Genomic DNA, 19,522 nt, shown 5'->3' on the forward strand with positions numbered 1-19,522 from the left:
ACGAGCTTAACGGCTGGACCTGTTAGCCGCTATGCCACTTTTCGACAGCAGCCTGTAAACAGACGATCCACCGCTGGACGCACTCAAAGTGGAAACAGCAACGGCACCAGCAACACGGACACGACCATTACCAGCGCGGTGAAGGGCACGCCAACACGCACGAAGTCGGAGAAGCGGTATTGCCCAGGGCCAAGCACCAGCGTGTTTACTGGCGAGGAGATCGGCGTCATGAACGCTGCAGAGGCAGCCAGTGCAACGATCATGGCGAACGGGTAGGGCGAAGCGCCCAATTGCTCGGCGGTGGAAAGCGCGACCGGAGCCATCAGCACGGCCGTCGCCGTATTGGAGATGAACAGGCCAATCAGCGCAGTCAGCAGGAACAGACAGGCGAGCAGGGCGTGCGGCCCAGCGTCGCCGAGCAGGCCGACCAGTCCTGCGGTGGCCAGGGCTATGCCGCCGGTTTTCTGCAGCGCCAACGCAAACGGCAGCATGCCGACGATGAGTACCAGGCTTTGCCAGTGGATCGCTTTATAGGCGCTGTCCATGTCGATACAGCGGAACATTCCCATGACCAGGCAACCGATCAACGCGGCGAGTACGTTGGGCACCAGGCCGCTGACCATCAGCACCACCATTACCGCCAAGCCGAGCAGCGCGAACGGTGCCTGGTTGGCCGCTGGCGCGACATCATCCACTTCCGCCGGCAGGCTGAGCACCAGGAAGTCGCGGTTCATGCCCTGCAGGCGGTGGATGTGTTTCCAGCTGCCAGCAACCAGCAGGGTATCGGCTGGCTTGAGCTTCTCGTCGACCAACAAGCCCTGTAGCGCCTCGCGGTTGCGTCGCAGACCAACTACGTTCAGCTTGTGTCGGCTGCGAAAGCCCAATTGTTGGATGGTCTTGCCCGGCAGGCGCGAATCCGGTGGCAGCGCCACTTCCGCCAGCCCCAGCTCGCGGCCGTGAACCGAGTAATAGGAGGTGCTGAGTTGCAGGGGCTCTAGGCCCAGCTCCTGATAGGCGCCGAGCAGGCCGATGGCCGGGCTGGCGAGGTCTACCAACAGCACATCGCCGACGAACAGTTCGGTATTGCCCGTTGCGATCAGCAGGAGGTTGCGAAAGCGGTCATGGCGCTCCACGGCAATGACGTTGATGCCGTACTGAGTGCGCAGTTGTAGTTCGTCCAGCGCCTGGTTGGCGAGAATCGATCCCGGCAGTACTCGCAGCCGTCGCTCGCGTTCTTCCAGCCGGTAGTTTCGGGCCAGATCAGCCAGGGTGTGACGATGCTCCACCGCCTCGCTGTGTTGGTCGTTGCCCAGCCAACGGCGTGCCAGCAGCATGTAGCCGATACCGAGCAGGAGAACGGCCAGGCCGATCGGCGTGAAGTCGAAGAAGGCGAAACCGTCGAGGCCGGCGCGACGCAGCTCGCTGTTGACCACCAGGTTCGGCGGCGTTGCCACCAGGGTGAGCATGCCGCTGATCAGACCGGCGAATGCCAGCGGCATCATCAGCCGCCGCGGAGATACCTTCATGCGATTGGCAATACCTAGCACCACGGGAATGAAGATTGCCACCACACCGGTCGAGCTCATGACCGACCCGAGACCCGCGACCGCCAACATCAGCAGGATCAGCAGGCGGGTTTCGCTGCTGCCAGCGGCACGCATCAGCCAGTCGCCCAGGCGATAGGCGATGCCGGTACGCACCAGGCCGTCGCCGATGACGAACAGGGTGGCGATCAGCACCACGCTCGGGTCGCTGAAGCCGGCCAGCGCTTCCTGCACGCTGAGGACGCCGGTGAGCGGCAGGGCGACCATGGCCAAAACCGCTACCACGTCCATGCGCGGCTTGTTCAGTGCAAACAGGCCGACGCAGCCCGCCAGCAATGCGAGTACCAGCAGCAGATCGCCACTCATGGGTGATCAGGGGTATTCAAGAATGGATTTGATGCGGGGCAGGTTGCGCTCGATCCAGCGCTTGTCGATGGCACCCCAGTCGCGGATGGCATAGCTGCCGGCGTTGTGCCGCTCGCCATCGTCCTGCAAGAACGTGCATTCGATATCCAGGTCTGCGAGGGCTGCAAGGGTGTCCTGGGCGGTGCGCCGCGGCATACCGGTCGCTGACATCAGTGCCGGAACGCTGCTGGCAGTGCCGCTGTCGATCAGCCAGGCGACGTAGAGTCGGCGGTAGAAACTGGTTTTGGTCTTGCTGACGGTCATGCGGGGTCCCTGGCCAGGTCGTTGGTGGCGTCTCTCGACATCAACGACCTGACCGGGCGGTAGGCTCAACGCAGGGCGAGCATGCCGACGTAGGTCGCTGCACCAGCAGTGTAACCGAGGAACGCCAGCAGGCTGACGCGCTTGATGTACCAGGTGAAACTGATCTTTTCCATGCCCATGGCTGCAACGCCGGCAGCCGAGCCGATGATCAGCGTGCTACCGCCGGTACCCGCGCAATAGGCAAGCATTTCCCAGAAGTTGCCGTCGACGACGAACTGCGACATCCAGCCGAGTTCTTCTGCGGCGGTGCCAGCGAGCATCTTCTCGCTGACTAGCGGATACATCTTCATCGCACCTGCAACCAGCGGCACGTTATCGACCACCGCGGACAACAGCCCAATGGCGTAGTTGATCGCATAGATATGACCGAGCGATTCGCGCAGTGCGGTGGCTACCTGAGTCAGATGGCCCGCTGTGGCTAGGCTGGATACGGCCAGCAGGATACCGAGGAAGAACAGAACGCTGGGTGTATCCACCTTGCGCAGAACGCCGACCACTGAAAGCGGGTGCTTGTCCTCGTCATTCTTGTTGCGATGGATGATCTCTGTGGCCACCCAAAGTATGCCGAGGCCGAAAAGGATGCCCATATAGGGGGGCAGGTGAGTCACGGTCTTGAATATAGGAACGAACAGCAGGGCGGCAAGACCGAGACCGAGCACCAGATTGCGCTCGAAAACGCTGGTCGACGGCGGATGCTTCTCGGCCAGGTGAGCACGTGGCCGAGGCCGTGGAGCTTCGCCATGCAGTGTGAAGCTGAGGATGATCAGCGGCACCAGCAGGCAAACCAGACTAGGGATGAACAAGTTGACGATCACGCCAGATGCAGTGATCTGGTTACCGATCCAGAGCATGGTGGTGGTCACATCGCCGATCGGCGACCAGGCGCCGCCAGCGTTGGCGGCAATCACCACGACGCCAACGTACAACCAGCGCTCGGGACGTCCGCGAATCAACTTGCGCAGCAACGAAACCATGACGATGGTGGTAGTCAGGTTGTCCAGCGCGGCAGAGAGGAAGAAGGTCAGAAAACCGATGATCCATAGCAGATGCACACGCTTGCGTGTCTGGATGCGGTCGGTAATGGCCTTGAAGCCTTCGTGGGAGTCGATCAGCTCGACGATGGTCATCGCTCCGAGCAGGAAGAAGAGAATCTCCGACACCTCGCCCAGATGATGGCGCAGCGCCTCGACCACTACGGCTGATGAGTCTGCCGGGTCATGCGTGCCGGGTTGAAGCAGCGGGAGGATCTGGTCGGCGCCTAGCACCAGAATGGTCCAGGTCAACACCGCGGTCAGGATCGCCGCGGCTGCCTTGTCGATTTTCAGCGGATGTTCAAAGGCTATGCATAGATAGCCTAAGACGAACACTACAGCCATGAGTGCATACATCGGAGGGACTCCATCTTGGGGAACCTTGCCGGGCATGCGGACGTGCGACGCAGCCTCAGCGGCTGGCAGAGATACGATCGGCTGTCGAAGGTGAAACAAGTCGGGAACCGCGGGTGCAAGGCAACTGCCTGCCCCTAAATTACGGTCGCGCGTTCGGCGAAATGCGTACTACGCATCACGCTTCGCAGCTGGGGGCTCATTTCATTTCGAGCTGTTCGTCTTGGCTTTAACGGCCTGCCAGTTTGTAAAGGGGTATTTCATGTGCGACATAGTGTATCAGCGTTACCGGTAATAACTTGTCATCAATCAAGATGACCTCCTTAAGCAAAAAGGCCAGCACCTTTCGGGCTGGCCTTTTTTGGTTTTCCCCGTCGAACGTCAGAGCGTAGCGATGCGATCGCGTTGCTCTTGCAGCTGGGCCTTGGCCTGTTCGGCCTCAGCCAGCTTGGCTCGCTCCTTGTCGATCACCTCGGCCGGCGCCTTGTCGACGAAGCCGGCATTGGACAGCTTGCCGCCGACGCGCTTGACCTCGCCATCGAGTCTGGCAATTTCCTTGTCGAGGCGAGCGAGTTCGGCACCTTTATCGATCAGGCCAGCCATCGGCACCAGTACCTGCATGTCGCCGACCAGCGCCGTAGCAGACAGCGGGGCCTCTTCGCTGGCGGCAAGAACGCGAACGGTTTCCAGCTTGGCCAGCTTTTTCAGTAGCGGCTCGTTCTCGGAAAGCCGACGCTGGTCAGAATCACCGGCGTTGCCCAGCACCACGTCGATGCGCTTGGCCATGGATATGTTCATCTCGCCACGGATCTGGCGGATGCCCAGCATGAAGGCCTTCACCCACTCGATATCGCCTTCGGCGGCTTCGTCGATGCGCTCGGGGTTGAACTCCGGCCACGGCTGCAGCATCAGGGTCGGTCCGGACTTGCCTGCGAGCGGTGCAACGCGCTGCCAGATTTCCTCGGTGATGAACGGCATGAACGGATGCGCCAGGCGCAGTGCCGTTTCCAGCACGCGCACGAGCGTTCGACGGGTGCCACGCTGGCGCTCGACGCTGGCAGTCTCGTCCCACAGCAGCGGCTTGACCAGCTCCAGGTACCAGGCGCAGTACTCGTCCCAGATGAACTCGTAGAGTGCCTGGGCGGCCAGGTCGAAGCGGAAGGCTTCCAGCTGGCGGGTTACCTCGGACTCGGTGCGCTGCAGTGCGGAAATGATCCAGCGATCAACCGACGACAGCTCGACCGGCTCGTCATTGGCGCCGGTGTCCTTGCCTTCGGTGTTCTCGAAGACGAAATTGGCGGCGTTCCAGATCTTGTTGCAGAAGTTGCGGTAACCCTCGACGCGGCCCATGTCGAACTTGATGTCACGGCCGGTGGAAGCCAGTGAGCAGAAGGTGAAGCGCAGGGCGTCGGTGCCGTAGCTGGCGATGCCTTCGGGGAACTCGGCGCGGGTCTGCTTGGCGATCTTCTCGGCCAGCTTGGGCTGCATCATGCCGCTGGTGCGCTTGGTCAGCAGCTCGTCAAGCTTGATGCCATCGACGATGTCCAGCGGGTCGAGCACGTTGCCTTTGGACTTGGACATCTTCTGCCCCTGGCCATCGCGGACCAGGCCGTGCACGTAGACGGTCTTGAACGGAATCTGCCCGGTCAGGTGCGTCGACAGCATGATCATCCGGGCGACCCAGAAGAAGATGATGTCAAAGCCGGTGACCAGAACGTCGGTGGGGTGGAACGTCTTGAGGAACTCGGTCTGCTGCGGCCAGCCGAGAGTGGAGAAGGTCCACAGCCCGGAGCTGAACCAGGTGTCCAGCACGTCCTCGTCCTGACGCAGTTCGACGTTGTTGCAGAGGTTGTACTTGCTGCGCACCTCCACTTCGTCGCGGCCGACGTAGACGTTGCCGGCTTCGTCGTACCAGGCCGGAATGCGGTGCCCCCACCACAGCTGACGGCTGATGCACCAGTCCTGAATGTCGCGCATCCAGCTGAAGTACATGTTCTCGTACTGCTTGGGCACGAACTGGATCTCGCCACTTTCAACGGCGGCAATGGCTTTTTCGGCCAGCGGCTTCGTTGAGACGTACCACTGGTCGGTCAGCCAGGGCTCGATGATGGTGCCCGAGCGATCGCCGCGCGGCACTTTCAGCGCGTGGTCATCGATCTTTTCCAGCAGGCTCATCGCCTCGAACTCGGCGACGATGGCCTTGCGCGCATCGAAACGGTCCATGTGCGCATAGCCGTCCGGCAGGCTGCCGTCGAGCTTGTCGTTCACTGAGCCATCGATGTTGAACACCTGGGCACGTGCCAGCACGCAGGCGTTCTGGTCGAAGATGTTGATCAGCGGCAGATGATGGCGCTTGCCCACTTCGTAGTCGTTGAAGTCGTGTGCCGGGGTGATCTTCACGCAGCCGGTGCCGAACTCGAGGTCGACATAGTCGTCTGCAACGATCGGGATCAGGCGGTTGACCAGCGGCAGCATGACGTGACGGCCGATCAGGCTCTTGTAGCGCTCGTCTTCGGGGTGCACGGCTACTGCCGCATCACCGAGCATGGTTTCCGGGCGGGTGGTGGCGACTACCAGGTAATCCAGGCCATCGGCGGTCTTGCAGCCATCGGCCAGCGGATAGCGCAGGTGCCAGAGGTGGCCCTTCTCATCGTGGTTCTCCACTTCCAGGTCGGAAATGGCGGTATGCAGTTTGGTATCCCAGTTGACCAGACGCTTGCCGCGGTAGATCAGACCGTCTTCATGCAGCCGTACGAAGGCTTCCTTGACCGCTTCGGACAGACCTTCGTCCATGGTGAAGCGTTCGCGCGACCAGTCCACCGATGAGCCCAGGCGACGGATCTGCCGGGTGATGGTGCCGCCGGATTCTTCTTTCCACTGCCAGACCTTGTCGAGGAATTTCTCACGACCCAGGTCATGACGGCTGGCGCCCTGGGCGGCCAGCTGGCGCTCGACCACCATTTGCGTGGCGATACCGGCATGGTCGGTGCCCGGCTGCCAGAGGGTATTGCGGCCCTGCATGCGGCGCCAGCGAATCAGCGCATCCATGATGGCGTTGTTGAAGCCGTGACCCATGTGCAGGCTGCCGGTAACGTTCGGCGGCGGGATCATGATGGTGTAGGGCTCGCCGGAACCTTGCGGGGCGAAATAGTTGTTCGATTCCCAGGTTTGGTACCAGGAAGTCTCGATGGCGTGCGGCTGGTAGGTCTTGTCCATGCGGCGGGACCCTTAAAACGGCTGGTCGGAAAAACGGACAAGTATAAAGGCAAACGGCCGCGAGGTTTCGCAGCCGTGCTGGATTAACTGCCGATAGGCGCGAGTAGCGGGCCGGTCAGGGGCGCGGCGTGCGGACCAGCCGTTCGATGCGGCTTTCCAAGCGGCGCTTTAGCTCCGCCTCGATCTGCGGCACGAAGTCGTCGATTACTTCCTGCAGGATCAGGTTGGCCGCAGTGCGCAGCTCATGGTCGATGTGCCGTTCGGCCAGGGTGCGAAAGGCGGCGCGTACGCTGGGCTCACGTGGCCCTTCGTCGTTATCGACACTGGCGTTCTCGACAGGCTGCTGTTCGACGATGTCGGAGAGCAGTGGAATGCTGTCCGGGTCAAGCGCGTTGCTGGCTGGCGGGCTATCGGGAAAATCGTCGCCGAGCAGTGCGCGGATGGACTCGAGGTCGCTCAGCAGCTCGGTGGGTTTGGTTGGTGTTTTCGGCGTCATCTCAGAATTCCGGGGCTTGCGCATCCAGGCGGCCGCAGGGTGTGTCCCTGGCTGTCGAAAAGAAAGGTCCTAGAGCTCGACCCTTTGTGGATCATAGCCTTGGCGGCGATACAGGCGGAAATTCTCCCGGCAGGCGGTCAGCAGTTGCGGCTCCTGATTGACGATCTCGATGACCCGGCTGAACTGATCGATGTGAGCAGAAAGCGTGGGCGCGAGGTTGATCAACAAGCCCTGCAGCGAATGAGGGGCCTGTTCAAGCCCAATAACCACCGGGGCTTGAGGATCGTCGGCATGCTGCTCATGGGGTATGAAGCGCTCGGCGCGAAAGCTCCAGAGCAGCTCGTCGAGTTGACTCGATTGTGTTTCATCGACGCAGCGAATGAACACCTGCATGCCGTGCTGCCAACCTTTGGCTGCCAGCTGGCAGGCCGCCCGAAGGCGGCCGAGCGGGTTGGCATCCGGGAGTACATAGAACTCGATCCGCTTCATAGCCGCGCCTCACGACGGCCGGGCAGCCGAAAGCTGCTCCGGTCGAGGTGTGCATGTGAGGCGACTGCGCGCATCTCAGTTGGCCCGGTCCAGCAGGTACTGCGTCAGAAGGGGCACGGGGCGGCCAGTGGCACCTTTTTCCTTGCCGCCGCTGGTCCAGGCCGTACCGGCGATATCCAGATGCGCCCAGGCGTACTTCTTGGCGAAGCGCGAGAGGAAGCAGGCTGCGGTGATGGTGCCTGCCTTGGGCCCGCCGATGTTGGCGATATCGGCGAAGGGGCTGTCCAGCTGCTCCTGATATTCGTCGAACAGCGGCAGTTGCCAGGCGCGGTCGGCGGCTTTTTCCCCTGCGGTCAGTAGTTGTTGCACCAGTTCATCATCGTTGCCGAGCAGCCCTGAGGTGTTGCTACCCAGAGCGACGATGCAGGCGCCGGTCAGGGTAGCCACGTCGATTACCGTACGCGGCTCGAAGCGTTCGGCGTAAGTCAGCGTGTCGCACAGCACCAGACGGCCTTCGGCATCGGTATTGAGGATTTCCACGGTCTGGCCACTCATGGTGGTGACGATGTCTCCCGGGCGTGTCGCACCGCCGCTGGGCATGTTTTCGGCGCAGGCCAGCAGGCAGACCAGGTTGATCGGCAGCTGCAGCTCGAGTACGGCCTTGAGGGTGCCGAATACGCTAGCAGCACCACCCATGTCGTACTTCATTTCGTCCATACCCTGGCCGGGCTTGAGACTAATGCCACCGGTGTCGAAGGTGATGCCTTTACCCACCAGGGCATAGGGCTTGTCGCCCTTCTTGCCGCCGTTGTACTGCATGACGATGATGCAGCCCGGCTGGTCGCTGCCCTGGGAGACGGCCAGAAATGCGCCGGCGCCCAAGTCACGCAGTTTCTTCTCGTCGAGCACCTCGACCTTCAGACCCTTGTACGCTTTGCCCAGCTGCTTGGCCTGATCGGCCAGGAAGTTGGGGTGGCAGATATTCGGTGGCAGGTTGCCCAGGTCGCGAGTGAAGGCCATTCCCGTGGCGATTGCAGAGGCTTCTCGTACCGCGCGCTCCACGCCTGGCTGTTCGGCTTTTTCGCACAGCACAATGATCTTCTGCAGCGCTCGTGGATCGGCCTTCTTGCTTTTGAACCGGTCGAACACGTACTGGCCGTCGGCGAGGATCTCCACCAGCAGGCGCGTGCGGGCATAGCTGTCGCGGTTTTTGACCTGAACATCCTGCATGGCGAAGGTCGCGTCCACTCCGCCGAGGTGCTTGATCGCGACCTGCGCGGCATTGACGACCTTGCGCCACTGCCGGGTGTCGAGCTCTTCGGCCTTGCCGATTCCGACCAGCAGCACGCGTTCTGCCTTTAGATTAGGCAGGCTGTGCAGCAGCAGCGTCTGCCCCGGCTTGCCCTGGATGTCTCCACGCTTGAGTGCACCGCTGAGCGCACCACCGCTGGCGCTGTCTACGCTCTGGGCAACGCTGCCGAGGATGCAGCCCTCGGCAAGTGGAAGAATCAGGGTGGCGGTCTTCTGGATGGAGGCTTTGGCGCTTTTGACAACAAATTCCATGACGTGGTGTCCCCAAGACAAAGAGTCGGGTTTGCAGGATAATGCCGGGCTTATTTTTCCGGTGGTTCGCCTGTACGGTCGTTGCTAACGACTGCGCTAGGCTAGAAACGTTGCAATCGACCGTGTTTCTGCGATTGCCTCGGCGCGGTGGTCCGCGTCCGGCCGGCGTCATTATCTATTTCCAACGGTCTGCTACGGCGGGCCGGCAACTGGCGGCTAGTTTGAGCGTTGCCGCCAGAGCCTGACAACCCTGGAGTGTCTGGTTTGATCGTCTTTCGTTACCTGTCCCGAGAGCTGCTTGTCACCATGAGCGCCGTCAGCGCCGTGCTATTGGTGATCATCATGAGCGGCCGCTTCATCAAATATCTGGCCCAGGCCGCTCAGGGGGTGCTCGATCCCGGTGTGCTGTTGTTGATCATGGGTTTCCGTCTGCCAGGCTTTCTACAGTTGATCCTGCCGCTCGGCTTGTTTCTCGGCATTCTGCTGGCCTACGGCCGTCTCTACCTTGAAAGCGAGATGACCGTGCTGTCGGCGACCGGCATGAGCCAGCGTCGTTTGCTGGTGTACAGCTTGGCGCCGGCTGCACTGGTTGCAGCAATCGTCGGCTGGTTAAGCCTTGGGCTGGCCCCGCAAGGCATTGCCGAGGTGGATCGCATCCTCAATCAGCAGGACTCCCTGACCGAATTCGACACGCTGGTTCCGGGGCGTTTCCAGACACTGCGTGGGGGCTCACGTGTCACCTACACCCGTGAACTCTCTGCAGATCGCAGCGAGCTCGGCGGTGTGTTCATCTCCGAAACCAACGTCTCGCGTCAAACCGGGAAGGAGAGCGGGCTGTCAGTGCTGGTAGCTGAAAGTGGTCGTCAGGAGATCCAACCTGACGGTAGTCGTTACCTGATACTGGAAAACGGCTATCGCTACGATGGCAGCCCGGGGCAGGCGGATTATCGAGCGATTCAATACGACACCTATGGTGTGCTGCTGCCCAAGCCGGAAGTGAGCATGGAGCTAAGCGAACGTGAGGCGCTGCCGACCCGAGAGTTGATGGGTAGCGATAACGTTCGTCACCAGACCGAACTGCAATGGCGGCTTTCGTTGCCGCTGCTGGTTTTTGTCGTCACGGTACTTGCAGTGCCGCTAGCCAAAGTGAATCCGCGGCAGGGGCGCTTTCTCAAGCTGTTACCAGCGGTGCTGCTGTACATGACGTATCTCGCGCTGCTGATCGCGGTTCGAGGCGCTATGGATAAGGGGCGCATCCCCTTGACCTTGGGACTTTGGTGGGTGCACGGGCTGTTCCTCGCTATCGGTTTGCTGATGCTTTTCTGGGAGCCGATCAGGTTGCGAATGAAGAAGCGTCGCTCGCAGCTGGAGGTGGCTCGTGGTTAAGCTCGATCGTTACATTGGTGTACAGGTCTTTCTCGCCATTCTCAGTGTGCTGGGCATCATTGTCGGATTGGCCCTGCTGTTTGCCTTCATCGACGAGCTTGGTGATGTCGAGGGCAGCTATGGGCTGGGCGATGCGCTGCAATACGTGCTGTTCACATCGCCGCGGCGACTGTACGAAATGCTCCCAATGGCCGCGTTGATAGGGTGCCTGATCGGCCTGGGCACGCTGGCCAGTAGCAGCGAGTTGACCATCATGCGCGCGGCCGGGGTCTCCCTGGGGCGCATCGTGTTGGCGGTGATGAAGCCCATGCTGGTGCTGCTTGTCGCGGGCATTCTGATCGGTGAATACGTAGCGCCCTGGAGCGAGGACATTGCCCAGGCTCGGCGGTCACTGGCGCAGGGCGCGGGCGAGGCGCAAAGCAGCAAGCGCGGTCTGTGGCATAGGCAAGAAAACGAGTTCGTGCACGTCAACGCGGTACAGCCAGGCGGAGTGCTGGTGGGGGTGACGCGTTATCGCTTCGATGAAGAACGGCGCTTGTTATCCTCCAGCTTTGCCCGTCGCGCCAGCTACGAGGGTAATTACTGGCAACTGCAGAACATATCGACCACGCATTTTCGTGGTGACCACACCGAGGTGCTGCGTGCTGCCGAAGAGCGCTGGGACGTCCAGTTAACGCCGCAGCTGCTTGGCACTGTAGTGATGGAGCCGGAAGCGCTGTCGATCACCGGCCTGTGGCGTTACATCCACTATCTCGGAGAGCAGGGGCTGAATAACGGGCGCTATTGGCTGGCGTTCTGGAACAAGGTCCTGCAGCCGGCGGTTACCGTGGCGCTGGTTCTGCTGGCGATCTCGTTTATCTTCGGGCCGCTGCGCTCGGTTACGCTCGGGCAGCGGATATTCACTGGGGTGGTAGTCGGTTTCGTGTTTCGCATCATCCAGGACCTGCTAGGTCCGGCAAGTCAGGTGTTCGGCTTTTCACCGTTGCTTGCTGTAGTGCTGCCGGCGGCGGTCTGTGCGTTGATCGGTGTGTGGCTGCTGCGTCGAGCGGGGTGACGCAGCGCGGGACGCTGGCTATGCCCGCTCGGGCGTGATGGTTAGCGGCACCGGTGCTGGAGTGGCACCGGTAGCGCCGGCTATTTTTTGTGGATGTTCTTCGGTAGCTGAACGGCTTGGCTTTCAGAGTAGATGTCATGCCAGGTGCGTTTTTGCTTGTCCACTAGCATCCACCAGTAGCCCAGTCCCAGGCAAACCAAGGACACGAGTGCGATCAGAAAGCGCAGCAGTGCTTGCCACAGGTCGACGGCGGTCCCGTCAGCATTCTGGATTCGAATCCCCCATACCTGCATTCCCAGTGTTTGGCCGGTGTGGGTCCAAAACTTGGCGAAAAAGGCGAAAAGGCTGAACAGCAGTAAGGTCGAGAGCAGGGGGTCGATGTCCAGGCGGCCTGCTTCGGCAAGTGCCTGTAATTGGTCGCTGCCGTAGAGCAGGCGCAACAGCACTTGTTGGTAGAGCAGTGTCACCACCATCATCAGGGCGATGCACAGTAGGCTGTCGTAGAACATCGCGGCGAGTCGGCGAACCAGTCCGGCGGCGGGAAATTGGCCTTGCGGGCTCAGCAGGTGTCTACGCATGGCATGTCTCGATCATTGTGCGGGTGGCGCATTCTACGGAATTGCGTGCATAAAAAAGCCCCTGATGTTGCCATCAGGGGCTTTTAGGAGCGGGGGCTTATTCCTGGATTTGAACCTGGTCAGCCTGCATGCCCTTTTGACCTTGCACTGCGACGAAGCTGACTTTCTGGCCTTCTTTCAGGCTCTTGAAGCCATTACCTTCGATTGCGCGGAAGTGCACAAACAGATCCGGACCGCTTTCGGGAGTGATGAAACCAAAACCTTTTTCGTCGTTAAACCACTTGACGGTACCGTTCTGACGATTCGACATGTCTTTGTATCCTTGAAACTCAAAAGTAGAATTGCCCCTGCGTTGCAGGAAGCTGTAACTGGTTGCAAGGAGTAAGAGAGTCGAGCGGAGTAGCGGATCTGAAGATCTACTGCACCAGGTCACGATTCAACAGCGACCCATGCAAACACAGTGGGCACACTCTACGATAACTCGCCGGGGAATGCCAACCCCTCGGAGCCATAGAATTTGCCTGTCCAGGCGACGCCATTTTAGGCGCTTTTTGAAGTGGTCTGACTGGCTAAGTCCGCTGCCGCGGAACCGTCGATGCCACAGCGCTGCTGTACTTGTCGGATGTACGCCGGCGCGGGAAACGATGAAAACAGATGTATTGCTGTCTGTGCTGCTGGCCCACGCTGTATCGGTGGGTGCGCACAGCTTTTCGCTGTTTGAAGCTTCGCTACAGTTTGGACTCTCGCAGGTGGTCCGGGCTTCCGGGCGACTGAGCGTGCAGTTTGGCTGCCTTGTAGCGATTCACTGATGGTGCCTCGAGAGAGACTCGAACTCTCACGTTGTTACCAACGGCGGATTTTGAATCCGCTGCGTCTACCGATTCCGCCATCGAGGCACAGTGGCGGCGCAGTATAGAGATGCAACGCCGGGTGGTCAATCGTTTGGCGTGGCCACATCGACGTCTTTCGGATAAGATTTGCGCCCTTTCCGTATCCTGACTTCGGACCATGCAAGTCGCTGACTTTTCTTTCCAGCTTCCCGACTCCCTGATCGCAAGACATCCTTTGGTGGAGCGGCGCGCAAGTCGTCTGCTGGTGCTTGATGGGGAAACTGGAACGCTCTCGCACCGCAATTTCGCCGATCTGTTGGATTACGTTCGTCCTGGCGATCTCATGGTGTTCAACGATACCCGGGTAATTCCTGCGCGGCTATTTGGCCAGAAGGCAACGGGCGGCAAGCTGGAAATTCTTGTCGAGCGTGTGCTTGGCATCCGCAGCGTTCTGGCACATGTGCGTTCGAGCAAGTCGCCCAAGGTCGGGTCGAAAATCTCGCTCGATGGTGGAGGCGAGGCCGAAATGGTCGCTCGGCATGACGCCCTGTTCGAGCTCGAGTTCGACGAGGATATTCTTCCGCTACTCGATCGTATCGGGCATATGCCATTACCTCCTTATATAGACAGGCCTGACGATACCGCCGATCGCGAGCGTTACCAGACCGTCTATGCTCAGCGCGCTGGAGCCGTTGCTGCTCCCACCGCGGGGCTGCATTTTGATCAGGCTCTGCTGGATGCGCTGCGCGAAGCGGGGATAGAAACGGCGTACGTCACCCTTCATGTCGGCGCCGGTACTTTTCAGCCAGTACGTGTAGAGCGTATTGAAGAGCATCACATGCATCGCGAATGGCTGGAGGTGAGTCAGGATGTGGTCGATGCGGTGACCGCCTGCCGTGTGCGTGGCGGGCGGGTGATCGCCGTTGGCACCACCAGCGTGCGGTCGTTGGAAACGGCAGCGCGTGACGGTGAGCTCAAGGCATTCAGCGGCGATACCGACATCTTCATCTACCCGGGCAAGAGTTTCCATGTGGTAGATGCCCTGGTGACTAATTTCCATCTGCCGGAGTCCACGCTGCTGATGCTGGTTTCCGCCTTTGCCGGCTACCCGGAAACCATGGCGGCCTACTCCGAGGCCGTGGCCCAGCGCTATCGCTTCTTTAGTTACGGCGATGCCATGTTTATCACCCGCAATCCCGCCCCCCGTGGCCCCGAGGAAACCCAATGACCCGCTCCTGCCATATGTCCTTCGAGCTGCTGGCTACCGACGGCAAGGCCCGCCGCGGGCGTCTGACCTTTCCGCGTGGCACCGTCGAGACGCCAGCGTTCATGCCAGTAGGCACCTACGGTACCGTCAAGGGCATGCTGCCGCGCGACGTCGAGGCCATTGGTGCGCAGATTATTCTCGGCAACACCTTCCACCTGTGGCTACGTCCTGGGACGGAAGTGATCAAGCGCCACGGTGATTTGCATGACTTCATGCAGTGGCAGGGGCCGATTCTGACCGACTCAGGTGGCTTTCAGGTGTTCAGCCTTGGGGCGATGCGCAAGATCAAGGAGGAGGGTGTCTATTTCGCCTCTCCGGTAGATGGTGCCAAGGTGTTCATGGGGCCGGAAGAATCGATGCAGGTTCAGCGTGACCTGGGTTCGGATATCGTAATGATCTTCGATGAGTGCACGCCTTATCCTGCCGACGAAGACGTGGCGCGGCGCTCGATGGAGCTGTCGCTGCGCTGGGCGAAACGCTCGAAGGTCGCCCACGGCGACAGCCCCGCAGCGTTGTTCGGAATTGTTCAAGGTGGGATGCATGAATCGCTGCGCATGCGTTCGCTGGAGGGGTTGTGCGATATCGGCTTTGACGGTCTGGCGATCGGCGGGTTGTCGGTCGGTGAACCCAAGGAAGAAATGATCCGCGTGCTGGATTTTCTGCCGCAGCAGATGCCTGCCGAGAAGCCGCGCTATTTGATGGGGGTGGGCAAGCCTGAGGATCTGGTCGAGGGTGTGCGCCGTGGCGTCGACATGTTCGATTGTGTGATGCCGACACGCAATGCCCGCAACGGCCACCTTTTTACCGACACCGGCGTAGTGAAGATCCGCAATGCCGTGCACAGGCACGACGATGCTCCGCTGGATCCGAGTTGTGATTGTTACACCTGCAAACACTTCTCTCGTGCCTATCTTCACCATCTGGATAAGTGCGGCGAAATGCTGGGTAGCATGTTGAATACCATACATAACCTGCGGCACTACCAGCGGGTGATGGCTGGTTTACGCGACGCCATCCAACAAGGTACATTGGCGGCCTTTGTCGACGCCTTTTATGCCAAGCGCGGTCTGCCAACCCCGCCGCTTGCGTGACGTGCCAGAGCAAAACAATCCTTTCTGCAACAGGAGTGCTACATGAGCTTTCTGATTCCCGCCGCCTATGCTCAGGAGGCTGCCGCTGGTCCTGCTGGTACTGGTTTTGAGTGGGTCTTTCTGGTCGGTTTTCTGGTCATTTTCTACCTGATGATCTGGCGCCCGCAGTCCAAGCGTGCCAAAGAGCACAAGAACCTGATCGGCGGCCTGCAGAAGGGCGATGAAGTGGTTACTTCCGGCGGCATCGCTGGCAAGATCACCAAGGTCGCCGATGACTTCGTAGTGATCGAAGTTTCCGACAACGTTGAGCTGAAGTTTCAGAAAGTGGCGATTGCCGCAACATTGCCCAAGGGCACACTGAAAGCCATCTGAGCTGACTTCATTCAACACCGACGGGGCGCGCAAGGCGCCCCGCGTTCATTAAACGGGCTGCGTCATGCTCAATAGATTCCCTCTCTGGAAATACCTGCTGATTCTGGCAGTGCTCGCGATTGCCTTTGTTTATTCGGCGCCCAACCTCTATCCGGACGATCCGGCGATTCAGGTTACCGGTGCCAGTACGGCCCAGGAAATCGGCGATGCGGACCTTGAGCGCATCAGCAAGGCGCTTGTAGATGGCGGTATTGCTGTCAAGTCCGCCTCTCTGGATGAACAGGGACGCGGCGGCCTGGTGCGCCTGGAACGTCAGGACGATCAGTTGCCGGCCAAAGATATCGTCCGCCGTACGCTAGGCGATGCCTATGTCGTTGCGCTCAATCTGGCGCCTACTACGCCCGACTGGCTGCGCAGCCTTGGCGCCAGCCCGATGAAGCTTGGTCTGGATCTTTCCGGTGGTGTGCACTTCCTGTTGGAAGTCGACATGGAGAAGGCGATCGAAACACGATTGAACGTCTCCGAAGGTGAGGTCAAGAGTCTGCTTCGCAAGGAGCGCGTGCGCTATCGCAGCCTGCCGAACCTGAAAGATGCCGTGCAGTTGGGCTTCGCCGATCAGGAAACTCTAAGCACTGCTCAGTCAGTCATTCGCAAGAACTTCACCGATTTTGAATTGACCACCAGCGAGCGTAACGGTCAGTTCGTGCTGCGGCTGACGCTTACCGAAGCCAAGCTGGCGGAAATTCGCGAATACTCGATCAAGCAGAACCTGACTACGGTGCGTAACCGTGTCAACGAGCTGGGTGTGGCTGAGCCATTGGTGCAGCGCCAGGGCGCCAACCGGATCGTGGTGGAACTGCCTGGCGTGCAGGATACCGCCGAGGCCAAGCGTATTCTTGGCAAGACTGCGAATCTGGAGTTCCGTCTCGCGGCCGACTCCGACGCGTCGCGGGCTTCCACAGAAACCTTCGGCTTCCGCGAGGAGGGCCGCCCGCCGGTCCAGCTGGAGCGTACGCTGATCATCACGGGCGATCAGGTTACCGACGCTCAGGCTAGTTACGACGAGAACGGCCGCCCGCAAGTCAATATCCGTCTCGATGGTCACGGCGGCGACCTTATGAACCGCGCCACGCGGAACAATGTAGGGCGCAGCATGGCGGTGATCTTCATCGAGCAGCGGCCGATGACCCGGTACGTTCGCCAGATGGTCGACGGTGTCGAGCAGGAAGTGCGTGTCGAAACCTTCCAGGAAGAGAAGAAGATCATCAGTTTGGCAACCATCCAGTCGCCGCTCGGTAGTCAGTTCCGTATTACGGGCCTCGATGGCCAGGGTGAGTCGTCCGAGCTGGCGTTGCTGTTGCGCGCAGGTGGCCTGGCCGCCCCCATGTACTTCGCTGAAGAGCGCACCATCGGCCCGAGTCTTGGCGCAGAGAACATCAAGCTGGGCGTCCAGGCTGCGATGTGGGGTTTCCTCTTCGTCGCCATTTTCATGGTGCTGATCTACAAGTTCTTCGGCGTGCTGGCGACGATCGCACTGCTCTTCAATATGGTGGTGCTGACTGCTCTGATGTCAATGCTCAATGCCACGCTGACCTTGCCTGGTATCGCTGGCATCGTGCTGACCATGGGTATGGCAGTGGATGCCAACGTGCTCATCTTCTCGCGCATTCGCGAAGAGATCGCAAATGGCATGTCCATCCAGCGTGCCATCCACGAGGGCTTTGATAGGGCCTTTTCGGCGATCGTCGACGGTAACCTGACGACTCTGTTGGTCGGCGGCATTCTGTTCGCCATGGGGACGGGTCCGATCAAGGGCTTTGCGGTCACCCTGTCGATCGGCATCCTGACGTCGATGTTTACCGCAATCATCGTGACGCGAGCCATGGTCAATCTGATCTACGGTGGCCGCGATCTCAAGAAGCTGTGGATTTAAGGGGCTAGCACGATGAAACGCGTAATCAATTTCATGGGCGTTCGCCACTTGGCCTTTGCCCTGACTGTGCTGTTGACGGTCGCTTCGCTGGCAAGTCTGGTCGTCAAAGGGCTCAACTTCGGGCTGGACTTCACTGGGGGTACGTTGATCGAGCTGGGCTACGAACGCCCGGTAGAGCTTGAGCAGGTGCGTGGGCAGCTTGCGAGCTCGGGTTTTTCCGATGCAGTTGTGCAGAGCTTCGGTGCGACCACCGATGTGCTGGTGCGAATGCCCGGCGATGATCCGCAGCTAGGCGAGCGCGTTGCCGAAGCGTTGCGCAGTGCCGATAGCGGTAACTCCGTTAGTGTCAAGCGAGTCGAGTTCGTCGGTCCGGCGGTAGGTGAGGAGCTGCGCGATCAGGGTGGGCTCGGAATGTTGCTCGCGTTGGGTGGCATCCTGGTTTACGTGGCGTTCCGCTTTCAGTGGAAGTTCGGCTTCGGTGCGGTGCTTTCGCTGTTTCACGATGTGATTCTGGTTCTGGGGGTGTTTTCCTTCTTCCAGATATCGTTCGATCTCACCGTGCTGGCGGCGGTGCTCGCGGTTATCGGCTATTCGCTGAACGATACCATCGTCATTTTCGACCGGATACGGGAGAACTTTCGCCTGCTGCGCAAGGCTGAGTTGCTGGAAAATATAAACATTTCCACTACGCAGACGCTGTTGCGTACCGTGGCGACATCGGTATCCACGCTGCTCGCTGTCGGTTCGCTAATGGTGTTCGGTGGCGAGAATCTGTGGGGCTTTTCACTGGCGCTGCTGATAGGCGTTGGCGCAGGCACCTACTCGTCGGTCTATGTCGCGGGCATGCTGCTTGTCTGGCTCAAGCTGACGCGTGATGATCTGATTCCGCCGGTGGTGGAAGAAGAGGTTGATGAGCGTCCCTGAGATATCTTGCGAACTTCCGCAGCCATATGCTGTCCAAGGCTGCGGAACGGGTTAATCCCTTAGGAAGAGGATGTCGCAGTGAATAAGTCCATGTTGGTCGGTACGGCACTTGGCGTGGTAGTCGCCACGGCCGGCGGCGCTTTCGCTACCTACAGTCTCGTTGATCGCGGGCCAAAATTCGCCGAGGTGCTGGCGGTCGAGCTAATCAAGGAAACCATCAAAACGCCTCGTGAGGTCTGTAAGGACGTCACGGTCACTCGCCAGAAGCCAGTGCAGGACCAGCATCGTATCGCCGGGACCGCTGTAGGTGCGGTAGTCGGCGGTCTGCTTGGCAATCAGGTGGGCGGGGGGAGTGGCAAGAAGATCGCGACTGTCGCCGGCGCTGTTGGCGGTGGTTATGCCGGCAATCAGGTGCAGGGACAGATGCAGGCGAACAGCACCTACGCCACCACCGAAACGCGCTGCAGTACGGTGACCGACACGCATGACAAGATAGTCGGCTACGACGTGAAGTATGATCTTGCTGGCAAGGTTGGCCGCGTACAAATGGACCGTGATCCGGGTAGCCAGATTCCCGTGCGGGACGGGCAGCTAGTGCTTTCTCAGCAATAAGCTGGACCCTGGATCAAAGCGCAGACGAAAAAAACGCCCCATTGGGGCGTTTT

Annotated in this window: 17 protein-coding genes and 1 tRNA gene; 8 read left to right on the forward strand and 10 right to left on the reverse strand. The window is 60.0% G+C overall.

The annotated features are described in order from the left end of the window. Positions 1–83: 83 nt before the first annotated feature. From CXK91_RS19895 to CXK91_RS19925, 7 genes are all read right to left on the reverse strand, one after another. Positions 84–1,910 carry an SLC13 family permease gene (locus CXK91_RS19895; protein WP_103457752.1) on the reverse strand — a complete coding sequence of 609 codons (1,827 nt, stop codon included), beginning with the start codon at positions 1,908–1,910 and terminating at the stop codon, positions 84–86. A 6-nt stretch (positions 1,911–1,916) separates the two neighbouring features. Then, positions 1,917–2,213: a winged helix-turn-helix domain-containing protein gene (locus tag CXK91_RS19900; protein ID WP_103457753.1), complete on the reverse strand. Its 297-nt coding sequence runs from the start codon at positions 2,211–2,213 to the stop codon at positions 1,917–1,919. Positions 2,214–2,278: 65 nt separating this feature from the next. Then, on the reverse strand, positions 2,279–3,661 hold the full coding sequence (gene nhaD, locus CXK91_RS19905) for a sodium:proton antiporter NhaD (RefSeq protein ID WP_103457754.1): 1,383 nt from the start codon (positions 3,659–3,661) through the stop codon (positions 2,279–2,281). Positions 3,662–4,039: 378 nt separating this feature from the next. Then, entirely contained in the window at positions 4,040–6,874 is a 2,835-nt protein-coding gene (locus tag CXK91_RS19910; protein WP_103457755.1) for a valine--tRNA ligase, read from the reverse strand. A 115-nt stretch (positions 6,875–6,989) separates the two neighbouring features. Next, positions 6,990–7,370, reverse strand: a complete 381-nt coding sequence (locus tag CXK91_RS19915; protein WP_103457756.1) for a DNA polymerase III subunit chi — start codon at positions 7,368–7,370, stop codon at positions 6,990–6,992. Between the two features lie 69 nt (positions 7,371–7,439). Next, positions 7,440–7,859 (reverse strand): DNA polymerase III subunit chi, encoded by a 420-nt coding sequence (locus CXK91_RS19920; protein WP_103457757.1) that lies wholly within the window; start codon positions 7,857–7,859, stop codon positions 7,440–7,442. A gap of 75 nt (positions 7,860–7,934) precedes the next feature. Continuing rightward, a complete protein-coding gene (locus CXK91_RS19925; RefSeq protein ID WP_103457758.1) occupies positions 7,935–9,422 on the reverse strand; it encodes a leucyl aminopeptidase in 1,488 nt (495 codons plus the stop codon). A 264-nt stretch (positions 9,423–9,686) separates the two neighbouring features. Between CXK91_RS19925 and lptF the strand changes: the two genes are divergently transcribed. Together lptF and lptG are read left to right on the forward strand one after the other, a co-directional pair. Further along, a complete protein-coding gene (gene lptF / locus CXK91_RS19930) occupies positions 9,687–10,808 on the forward strand; it encodes an LPS export ABC transporter permease LptF (protein WP_103457759.1) in 1,122 nt (373 codons plus the stop codon). Further along, a complete protein-coding gene (gene lptG, locus CXK91_RS19935) occupies positions 10,801–11,862 on the forward strand; it encodes an LPS export ABC transporter permease LptG (RefSeq protein WP_103457760.1) in 1,062 nt (353 codons plus the stop codon). Before lptF ends, lptG begins: the two co-directional genes overlap by 8 nt. 80 nt (positions 11,863–11,942) lie before the next feature. On the opposite strand, the gene CXK91_RS19940 is transcribed toward lptG, so the two are convergent. The 3 genes from CXK91_RS19940 to CXK91_RS19950 all read right to left on the reverse strand — a co-directional run bounded on the left by CXK91_RS19940 (position 11,943) and on the right by CXK91_RS19950 (position 13,336). After that, a complete protein-coding gene (locus CXK91_RS19940) occupies positions 11,943–12,440 on the reverse strand; it encodes an RDD family protein (RefSeq protein WP_103457761.1) in 498 nt (165 codons plus the stop codon). Positions 12,441–12,537: 97 nt separating this feature from the next. After that, positions 12,538–12,750, reverse strand: coding sequence for a cold-shock protein (locus tag CXK91_RS19945; RefSeq protein WP_003284681.1), 213 nt, complete (start codon positions 12,748–12,750; stop codon positions 12,538–12,540). A 499-nt stretch (positions 12,751–13,249) separates the two neighbouring features. After that, positions 13,250–13,336: transfer RNA gene (locus CXK91_RS19950), tRNA-Leu, on the reverse strand. Between the two features lie 112 nt (positions 13,337–13,448). On the opposite strand from CXK91_RS19950, the gene queA reads away from it, so the two are divergent. The 6 genes from queA to CXK91_RS19980 all read left to right on the forward strand — a co-directional run bounded on the left by queA (position 13,449) and on the right by CXK91_RS19980 (position 19,469). After that, the gene (queA, locus tag CXK91_RS19955) at positions 13,449–14,498 is read left to right on the forward strand and encodes a tRNA preQ1(34) S-adenosylmethionine ribosyltransferase-isomerase QueA (RefSeq protein WP_103457762.1); all 1,050 of its coding nucleotides are present in this window, start codon (positions 13,449–13,451) and stop codon (positions 14,496–14,498) included. 14 nt (positions 14,499–14,512) lie between these two features. After that, on the forward strand, positions 14,513–15,628 hold the full coding sequence (tgt, locus tag CXK91_RS19960) for a tRNA guanosine(34) transglycosylase Tgt (RefSeq protein ID WP_103457824.1): 1,116 nt from the start codon (positions 14,513–14,515) through the stop codon (positions 15,626–15,628). Between the two features lie 42 nt (positions 15,629–15,670). Then, positions 15,671–16,000 (forward strand): preprotein translocase subunit YajC, encoded by a 330-nt coding sequence (gene yajC, locus CXK91_RS19965; protein WP_058065257.1) that lies wholly within the window; start codon positions 15,671–15,673, stop codon positions 15,998–16,000. A 64-nt stretch (positions 16,001–16,064) separates the two neighbouring features. Next, a complete protein-coding gene (gene secD / locus CXK91_RS19970; protein ID WP_103457763.1) occupies positions 16,065–17,933 on the forward strand; it encodes a protein translocase subunit SecD in 1,869 nt (622 codons plus the stop codon). 12 nt (positions 17,934–17,945) lie between these two features. Beyond that, on the forward strand, positions 17,946–18,857 hold the full coding sequence (gene secF / locus CXK91_RS19975) for a protein translocase subunit SecF (protein ID WP_103457764.1): 912 nt from the start codon (positions 17,946–17,948) through the stop codon (positions 18,855–18,857). Between the two features lie 78 nt (positions 18,858–18,935). Continuing rightward, positions 18,936–19,469, forward strand: a complete 534-nt coding sequence (locus tag CXK91_RS19980) for a glycine zipper 2TM domain-containing protein (protein ID WP_103457765.1) — start codon at positions 18,936–18,938, stop codon at positions 19,467–19,469. Positions 19,470–19,522: the final 53 nt, after the last annotated feature.

The organism is Stutzerimonas stutzeri (genome assembly GCF_002909485.1).
GTDB lineage: Bacteria > Pseudomonadota > Gammaproteobacteria > Pseudomonadales > Pseudomonadaceae > Stutzerimonas > Stutzerimonas stutzeri_AH.